Source organism: Alloprevotella sp. OH1205_COT-284, from assembly GCF_003859795.1.
In the GTDB taxonomy this organism is placed as follows: Bacteria; Bacteroidota; Bacteroidia; order Bacteroidales; family Bacteroidaceae; genus Alloprevotella.
On record NZ_RQYI01000062.1, the window covers coordinates 1 to 897 of the forward strand.

Annotated in this window: 1 protein-coding gene and 1 pseudogene; both read right to left on the minus strand. The window is 53.3% G+C overall.

Annotation, left to right across the window (positions count from 1 at the left end; genetic code table 11):
• Positions 1-36: 36 nt before the first annotated feature.
• The gene (locus EII14_RS09030) at positions 37-636 is read right to left on the minus strand and encodes a phage tail tape measure protein (RefSeq protein ID WP_233569431.1); all 600 of its coding nucleotides are present in this window, start codon (positions 634-636) and stop codon (positions 37-39) included.
• 134 nt (positions 637-770) lie between these two features.
• A pseudogene (locus tag EII14_RS09530) lies at positions 771-897 on the minus strand (IS5/IS1182 family transposase); the annotation flags it as partial.

Here is an 897-nt window from a genome sequence, read left to right on the forward strand (position 1 = left end):
CCGGCCGCGAGGCAAACCCGCGGTGTTTTTCATAGATTAGGACCCATGAAAAACAAAACTATTTGTTGCACTTCGATTTTGAAAGTACAGAAGAAGCATTGGCGAAATTTGTGCAAGCGGTACAAGCGTTTCTGTAATAGTCCCAGACCAAAGGCTAAGGTCGCCAGTGGCTTGAAAGAGCGAAATCTTGAAGTCCTCGATTTGCTGTTTTATACGCGCCTGCCGCTCTGCGTAACTCTCCATCACGATGGCAGCTTGGTTTTGCGCGCTGTTCGTGCCCGTGATGGCTCCCGTGAGGCGGTCGAGCTCTTCGGTATTCTGAACGAGGGCGCGGGCGGCATTGGCATTCTCCATTCCGAAGAGCTGCGAGAAGAGTGCGCTGTCTTTGAGAATAGGTTTCAAGAGTTCGAGCCGCTCTTTTATTGTTCGGCTCTTATCGGCAAGGGCATTGATGTCCACACCTGCCGCTTTGAGCTGTTCCTGCGTCTCTTTGGGTAGGAAACGGCCACGGCTAAGAATCGCTAAGGTATTGCGTAGGGCAACGCCGCCCTCGCTCCCTTTCTTGCCCGCTTTGTCCAGCACCTGAATGGCGGCGTTGGTTTCGGCAAAACTCACGTTAGCGGCTTTGGCCGCCATACCTGCTTGTTCGAGGGCCTACTTAATCTGGGGAAGTAGCAGAGCCTTCTTGACCCGCAGCGGCCATGATATTCATCATTTCGGTCATTTGTCGGCTCGCTTCCATCGGATCTTCGAGCGAAACGCCGTATTGGTTCATTGCGGTCATCCACCATCGTATAGCTCTTGCGACCACGAGGGCGACGAGGGCTGTCGGTCACACTCGCATCTACAATAACCCCCGACTTGATTATCACCCCTGCTGCCTCCAATTGACGATTG